The sequence below is a fragment of the Chryseobacterium sp. SIMBA_028 genome (assembly GCF_046535285.1).
In the GTDB taxonomy this organism is placed as follows: Bacteria; Bacteroidota; Bacteroidia; order Flavobacteriales; family Weeksellaceae; genus Chryseobacterium.
Map to the genome: position 1 here is coordinate 1 of NZ_JAWRWZ010000394.1, position 264 is coordinate 264.

The window sequence follows — 264 nt, forward strand, 5'->3', positions numbered from 1 at the left end:
ATGAAAATAAAATGATTCCTTATGTTAAAACAACTCCTGCTGCCATTACGGAAGAAGCTATTGTACAATCTGAAAACAATGGGGTTCTTACCTTAAAAATCAATCGGGATGAACTGTCTGCGGTGAATATTTTCGATGGAAATAAAAATGTAGTGAAAACAGTTTCAAAAGAACAATATGATAAAGACGGAGGAATTGCTATCAAAGACCTGGAAAATCAGCCATATACTTTTGAAATCGTCACCGAGTTCTACAATTTGCAGT

Annotated in this window: 1 pseudogene; it reads left to right on the forward strand. The window is 34.5% G+C overall.

Annotated elements, in window-relative coordinates:
• Positions 1 to 264: pseudogene (locus SCA31_RS23880) on the forward strand (T9SS C-terminal target domain-containing protein); the annotation flags it as partial.